The following is a 6,156-nucleotide window of genomic DNA, read 5'->3' as shown; positions in this document are numbered from 1 at the left end:
GGATTTCGGAAGGGGGGTGGATGGGCGGTCGTTGGCGGGCGTTCTCAGTCCAGGCCCCAGCGCACCGCGAACACGTCGAGCGCATTCTCGAGCGCGAAGTCGACGGTTCGCCAGTCGTGGGCGCTCCCGGAAGACACGAAGAGGTGAGTGTGCATCCCTGCGGCGGCGGCGCGGGCCGCGATCATCCGCACGCCTGGTCCGAACCGGCCGTCCCCGTCGCCCAGGCCGAAGATGGCGACCGAATCGGGGTACGGGGCATACTTGGCCAGCACGGCGGACGGCGTCGCGGCGGCGTAGGCGCTGGCAGAGCCCCCGAATCCCGAGTCGATCGTGTCGGCGTCACTCCCGCGACTGGGGGCGACCTCGCCGCTGATGTCGAGGAGGCTGCCGAAGAGTTCCGGATGCCCGGCCCCCAGCTGTATGGCGCAGGTGCCGCCCTGCGAGAAACCGCCGATCGCCCAGTCGCGGCGCGCGGAGAGCACGTTGAGGTGCCGGCTGATCCAGTGCGGCACGTCGACCGCCAGGTAGGTAGCCGACGCCCCAAGACCGGAATCGACGCACATCGGGTTGGATTCGGCGTGGCCGAGCTGGTCGGCCACGACAACGATCGGCGCAAGGCCCCTGTGCCGCCGCGCGAATCCGTCGAGGTGCCGTTGGAGCTGCGCCGACACCGCGAACTGCTGGGGGCTCCCCGGCTGGCCGGACATCAGCACGAGCACCGGGAGTCTCGGCGGCCGGGCCACGAGGGCCGCGGGCGGCAGGTAGACCAGGGCGTCGCGGGACCGGAACCCGGAGACCGCGGGCGGGATGACCACCGTGCCGATGCGTCCCGTGCTGCGAAGCCGAGAGGGGGGCCGCCACGACGAGGCCAGGCTCCCGGCAGACGCGAAACCGGGAGCCGTGGATGGCAGGGTGATCGGCGCGAACTCGCCGAGCGCGACCACCGCGCTCAGGTTGGCGAACTCGCCGACCGCGATGTTGGTGCCGACCGCCCCGGCGGCGACGACCACGGGAATCGCTGCGGCGGCGAGGGCCGCGCGCCATCGCCGTGCTCGACCGGTGGCCGGCACGACGAGGCCGGCCACGGCCACGGCGGCGGCCGCTCCCGTTCCGCCGAACCAGGCCAGCATGCCGAGCGCGGTCTCGTCGTCGTAGAGGTGCGCGAGCATCCCGAGCAACACCCCGCTTGCGACGCCGGCGCTGCACCCGATGGCCGCCGCGACGCCCCAGACGCGTGACCACTTCCGCCACGGCCGACGCACCAGCAGGGCGGCGATCATGATCGCGGCGAGGAGGAAGAGCCCGGCCGGAACGTAGCCGTGCGCGAGGGAAACGGACAGCAGACCGTCGATCGCGATCCCTCCTTGCCGGTCTCGAAAATGCGTGACGTCCCACTATGCAAATCCGACCTGCCGCAGACCCCGGGTTGTCGCAATCCTGAGAGGATCTTCAGGCATTTCGGCGCGTTTCTGGGCATTCGCCGAGCCGCGCGAGAGTCGCCCGTCCCCGCCGCAGCATCCCCCCGCCGCCTCCGCCGTTTCCGAAATCCATGCATTTTTCGGCGACACGCCTGCTGGCCAACGCGACACGCCGATGCCGGGCACGCCGTGCATGGATTTCAGAAAGCGGGAGGACGCAATCAGTTGACGGCGAGGGCCGCCACCGGCGTGACCCTGGTCGCCCGGCGCGACGGGGCGATCGACGCCACGAGGGTGAGCACCGCCGCACCGGCCACCACGATACCGATGAGCAGCAGCGGCACCGCCGGCACGATGAGGCCAGGGCTGCCGTTGATCGAGCCCAGCAGGGACTGCGCGCCCGCCCAGCCGTAGAGTACGCCGAGCACGAGCCCGACGAGCACCGCGGCGACGGTGAGCTGGGCGCTCTCGGCCAGGATCATCGTGCGTATCTGGCGGGCGGTGAACCCGAGCGCCCGCAGGAGACCGAGTTCCCGCGTGCGCTGCAGCACGCTCAACGAGAGGTTGTTCACCATGCCGATGGCGGCGATGAGGGCGCTGAAGCCCATGAGCACCGAAAACACCCCGACGGTGATGGCGAGCGTCTGGTCGACGCCCTGGTACACCTCGGGCTGCGACCTTTGGGCAGCGAGGATCATCTGCCGGTAGCTCTCGACGGCCACGGCGAACATCGTGATCAGCGTCACGCCGATCACCAGCCCGATCGTGGTGCGGGAGCTCCGCTCCGGATAGCGCACCGCGTTCTCCGCGGCGAGACGTGCCGTCGCGCTCGACCCGAACATCCGCCCGGTGAGGCGAAGCGCGGGCGGCATCACGAGGTGAGCGCCGAGCACGAGGCCGGTGAAGGAGAGGATGCCGCCCACGAGCCCGATGAGCACGCCCCCCGGGTTCACGAGGCCGACGAGCACGCCGAGTCCGAGCAGGCCGGCGCCGACGGAGAAGAGCACGATGGCCGTGACGTTGCGGCCGCGACGCCCGGCGACCTCCTCGCGCGACTGCTCGACGGCCACCCCTGTCGCCTGGATCGGAGACACCAGGAGCACCCGGCGAGAGCCCACCCACGACGCGAGCCAGGTGGTGAGCACGACCGCGACCGCCGGCAGCAGCACGACCGGCTCCACGAACGTGTACGGCAGGCTCGGCACGAACCGGGCCGCCGTGGCGATCGTGACCACCACGATGGTGACCGCGGTGCCGATCACGACGCCGAGAACGGCCCCGAGTATCCCGACCGCGAGGCCCTCGCGGGCCACGCTGCGACGCTGGGCCGCCGCGCTCGATCCGATGAGCCTGAGGAGCGCGATGGTGCGGGTGCGGCCGGCGATGATCGTGGCGAAGGTGTTCGAGGTGACGATCGCCCCGACGTAGATCGAGATGACGATGAAGACGAACGCGACGATCCCGAGCATGAGCCCCACCGTCTTGCTGGCGCCCGCCACGCCGTCGGTGGCGACGATCTGGCCGAGCACCGCCGTGATCTCGAGCAGGCTCACCCCGAACGCGGCGCTCAGCGTCGCGACGAGAACGCTCGGGACGTGTTCCCTGATTCCCCGCCTCATGCTGCCTTCTCCATTCCGAGCATTAAGCTCGAGATCTCCTCGGCCGTCGAACGCGCGCGCTCCTCCACGACCCGGCCGTCCGCCAGGATGAGGATGCGGTCCGCGTAGCTCGCCGCGATGGGGTCGTGGGTGACCATGGCGATGCTCTGGCCGTAGTCCGTGCTCGACGCGGCGAGCAGGGAGAGCACCTCGCGGCTCGTGCGGGAGTCGAGGTTGCCGGTCGGCTCGTCGGCGAAGACCAGGTCGGGGCGGGTGGCGAGCGCCCGGGCGATGGCGACCCGCTGCTGCTGCCCGCCGGACAGCTCGTGCGGGCGGTGCCGCAGGCGGTCGCGAAGGCCGAGGGAGTCGATGAGCCGGTCGATCCACTCGCTCTCGTCACGGGCCGGTCGACGCCCGTCGAGCTCGAACGGCAGCAGGATGTTGCCGCTCACGTCGAGGGTCGGCACGAGGTTGAACGACTGGAACACGAATCCGACGCGACGCCGGCGCAGGATGGTGAGGTCCTCATCCCGCAGGCTCGTGATCTCGGTGTCGCCGAGCCAAGCCTGCCCGCTCGTGGCCGTGTCGAGGCCGGCCATGATGTGCATGAGCGTGGACTTGCCCGACCCGCTCGGCCCCATGATCGCGGTGAACTCGCCCCGACGGATGCCGATGGAGACACCGTCAAGCGCGGTGACGGCGTTGCTGCCTGCGCCGTAGGACTTGGTGAGACGGGAGACACGGGCGACGAGGCCCGCCTCGTCATGGTCGAATGCTGCGTTGAGTGTGTGCATGATTCGACGCTACGGATTCGGTGCCGGGTAGAAATCGGGCGGAGGTCGCTGCCCGCTACATCCAGAGGATGAGGTTTCCCCTGTTTCGGGGCGGCCCGGGCGGCGTTCAGCCGTTGAGGCCGTGCTCGAACGCGAAGACCACGAGCTGCACGCGATCCCTCAGGCCGAGTTTGGCGAGGATGCGGCTCACGTGCGTCTTGACCGTCGCCTCGCTGAGGTACTCCCCCGAGGCGATTTCGGCATTGCTGAGCCCGCGCGCAGCGAGCACGAAGATGTCCCGCTCCCGCGAGGTCAGCTGGTCGAACGACGGCGGCACCTCCTGGCGCACCGGGCGCACCGTGAAGTGCTCGAACAGCTCCCGCGTGGCGGAGGCCGCGATCACGGCGTTGCCGGCGTGCACGGTGCGGATCGCGGCCAGCAGAAACTCGGGGTCGGCGTCCTTGAGCACGAACCCGCTCGCCCCGCCGCGGATCGCCCGCGTCGCCGCCTCGTCGAGGTCGAAGGTCGTGAGCACGATGATTCTCGGTGCGGAGCCGCCGCGGGCCCCTGCCGCGGCCAGGATCGCGGTCGTCGCGGCGATTCCGTCCATGACGGGCATCCGGATGTCCATGAGCACGACGTCGGGGCGCGTCGCGGCAGCCATCGCCACGGCCTCGTGTCCGTTGCCGGCCTCGCCAACCACCTCGAGGTCCGGCTGCGACGCCACCAGCATCCTGATGCCCGCCCGGAACAGCGACTGGTCGTCGACGAGGGCCACGCGGATGGCGGCCATCAGCGCGCCACCCCGGCGACCGGAACGGGCAGGGTGGCCGAGACCACCCAGCGCCCGTCGACGGCGTGCGCGCTGAACTCGCCGCCGAAGAGGGCAGCACGTTCACGCATGCCCGCGAGACCGTGCCCGGTCGGGTTGACCGCGCCGAGACCGTCGTCCGGCATCGCGCTCGAGACCGTCACCGTGAGGGCATCCGGGTGCCAGCGGAACTCGAGCCGCACCTCGCGGCTCGTGTCGCCGTGGCGCAGGGCGTTCGTGAGCGCCTCCTGCACGATCCGGTAGACCGCGAGCTGTTGGCCGGTCGCGAGCGCGAGCGGCTGCCCCGTCGCCTCGCGGGAGATGACGAGCCCCGAGCTGCGCATCTGCTCGACCAGCCGGTCGAGGTCGGCGAGCACCGGCTGCGGCGAGTCGCCCTGGTTGTGCCTCAACTGGGAGAGCAGTATCCGCACGTCGCCGAGGGCCTCCCGGGCCGTGCTCGAGATCGTGGCGAGGGCCTCGTCCACGACCCCCGGATCGGTCTCACGCGCATAGCGGGCACCGTCGGCCTGCGCGATCACGACCGCGAGGGAGTGGGCGACGATGTCGTGCATGTCACGGGCGATGCGGTTGCGCTCCTGCTCGACCACGACATCCTGCTCGGCGGTGACCTGGGCGGCTCCGCTCGCCCTGGCGCGTTGCATTGTGCGCGCGAGCAGGCCGAGCGTCCAGGACAGCCCGAGAACGGCCAGGCAGCCAAAGAAGAAGACCAGGGAGCTGGGGAGCAGGAGCGGGATCTCCGAGAACAGGGTGGCTCCGCTGCCGGACACCGCCTGGACGACCCCGGCGGCGATGCCGTTCCTCACCACGAGGTACGCCGCAGCGACGATCGAGCCGAACACCGCCGAGGCGAGCCCCAGCCAGCGAACGACGCGTCCCCCGTAGCAGGCGGTCGCGAACAGCACGGCGAGCACCGCGAGGTCGTAGTACTGGGGGGCGTCGAGCGCGGCAGCCATGTGCACCACGGCGGCCAACCAGGCGACGCCGAGGGCCAGGCCCGGGCTCACCCGGCGCAGCCCGAGCGCGCACGAGAAGAGCAGCAGCACGACGCTTCCGACCCATCCGGAGCCCAGGGTGAAGAGGGTCGGGAACTGCACCCAGAAGAACACCGCCGCGACCGAGATGTCGGTCACCAGCTGGTATCGCCGAAGGGTGCGGATCATTACCCCACCGTAGGCCGCAGCGGCGCGCGCGATCCCCCACCGCCGCGCATCTCCCTCTCGCGGCGTCGAGAATCATCCTGCAGATGTAGGCCGGGCTCCCGTTCCCCGACCGCCCGTTCGCGGCGGGGCCCCGCCGCGCGGCCGCGAACGGGGCCAATTCGTGCAGCCGGGGCCAACGCGTCGGCCCCGATTGCACGCAATGGCCCCGGCACCCGTTCCCCGCTCGCGGCGGGAGAGCCGGCCGAGCCCTAGAACCCGAGCCGGCCGAGCTGCTTCGGGTCGCGCTGCCAGTCCTTGGCGACCTTCACGCGCAGCGACAGGAACACCTGCTTGCCCACGAGCGGCTCGATCTGCCGGCGGGCGCGGGCGCCCACC

At 71.1% G+C, this 6,156-nt stretch carries 5 protein-coding genes and 1 pseudogene; all 6 read right to left on the bottom strand.

Going from position 1 to position 6,156, the window contains the following annotated elements; translation table 11 throughout:
* Positions 1-44: 44 nt before the first annotated feature.
* The gene (locus VIM54_RS14385; protein ID WP_331902341.1) at positions 45-1,280 is read right to left on the bottom strand and encodes an alpha/beta hydrolase; all 1,236 of its coding nucleotides are present in this window, start codon (positions 1,278-1,280) and stop codon (positions 45-47) included.
* 359 nt (positions 1,281-1,639) lie between these two features.
* Entirely contained in the window at positions 1,640-3,037 is a 1,398-nt protein-coding gene (locus tag VIM54_RS14380) for an FtsX-like permease family protein (RefSeq protein WP_331902339.1), read from the bottom strand.
* Positions 3,034-3,810, bottom strand: coding sequence for an ABC transporter ATP-binding protein (locus VIM54_RS14375; protein WP_331902338.1), 777 nt, complete (start codon positions 3,808-3,810; stop codon positions 3,034-3,036). The genes VIM54_RS14380 and VIM54_RS14375 overlap by 4 nt, the downstream gene beginning before the upstream one ends.
* Positions 3,811-3,916: 106 nt before the next feature.
* Complete coding sequence (locus VIM54_RS14370) at positions 3,917-4,582, bottom strand: response regulator transcription factor (protein WP_331902337.1); 666 nt, start codon at positions 4,580-4,582, stop codon at positions 3,917-3,919.
* Positions 4,582-5,781, bottom strand: coding sequence for a sensor histidine kinase (locus tag VIM54_RS14365; RefSeq protein WP_331902336.1), 1,200 nt, complete (start codon positions 5,779-5,781; stop codon positions 4,582-4,584). The genes VIM54_RS14370 and VIM54_RS14365 overlap by 1 nt, the downstream gene beginning before the upstream one ends.
* Positions 5,782-6,029: 248 nt before the next feature.
* Positions 6,030-6,156, bottom strand: a pseudogene (locus VIM54_RS14360) (GTPase Era); the annotation flags it as partial.

This window comes from Lacisediminihabitans sp. (assembly GCF_036569425.1).
Classification (GTDB): domain Bacteria; phylum Actinomycetota; class Actinomycetes; order Actinomycetales; family Microbacteriaceae; genus Lacisediminihabitans.
This window is presented reverse-complemented; position numbering and strand designations above follow the sequence as displayed.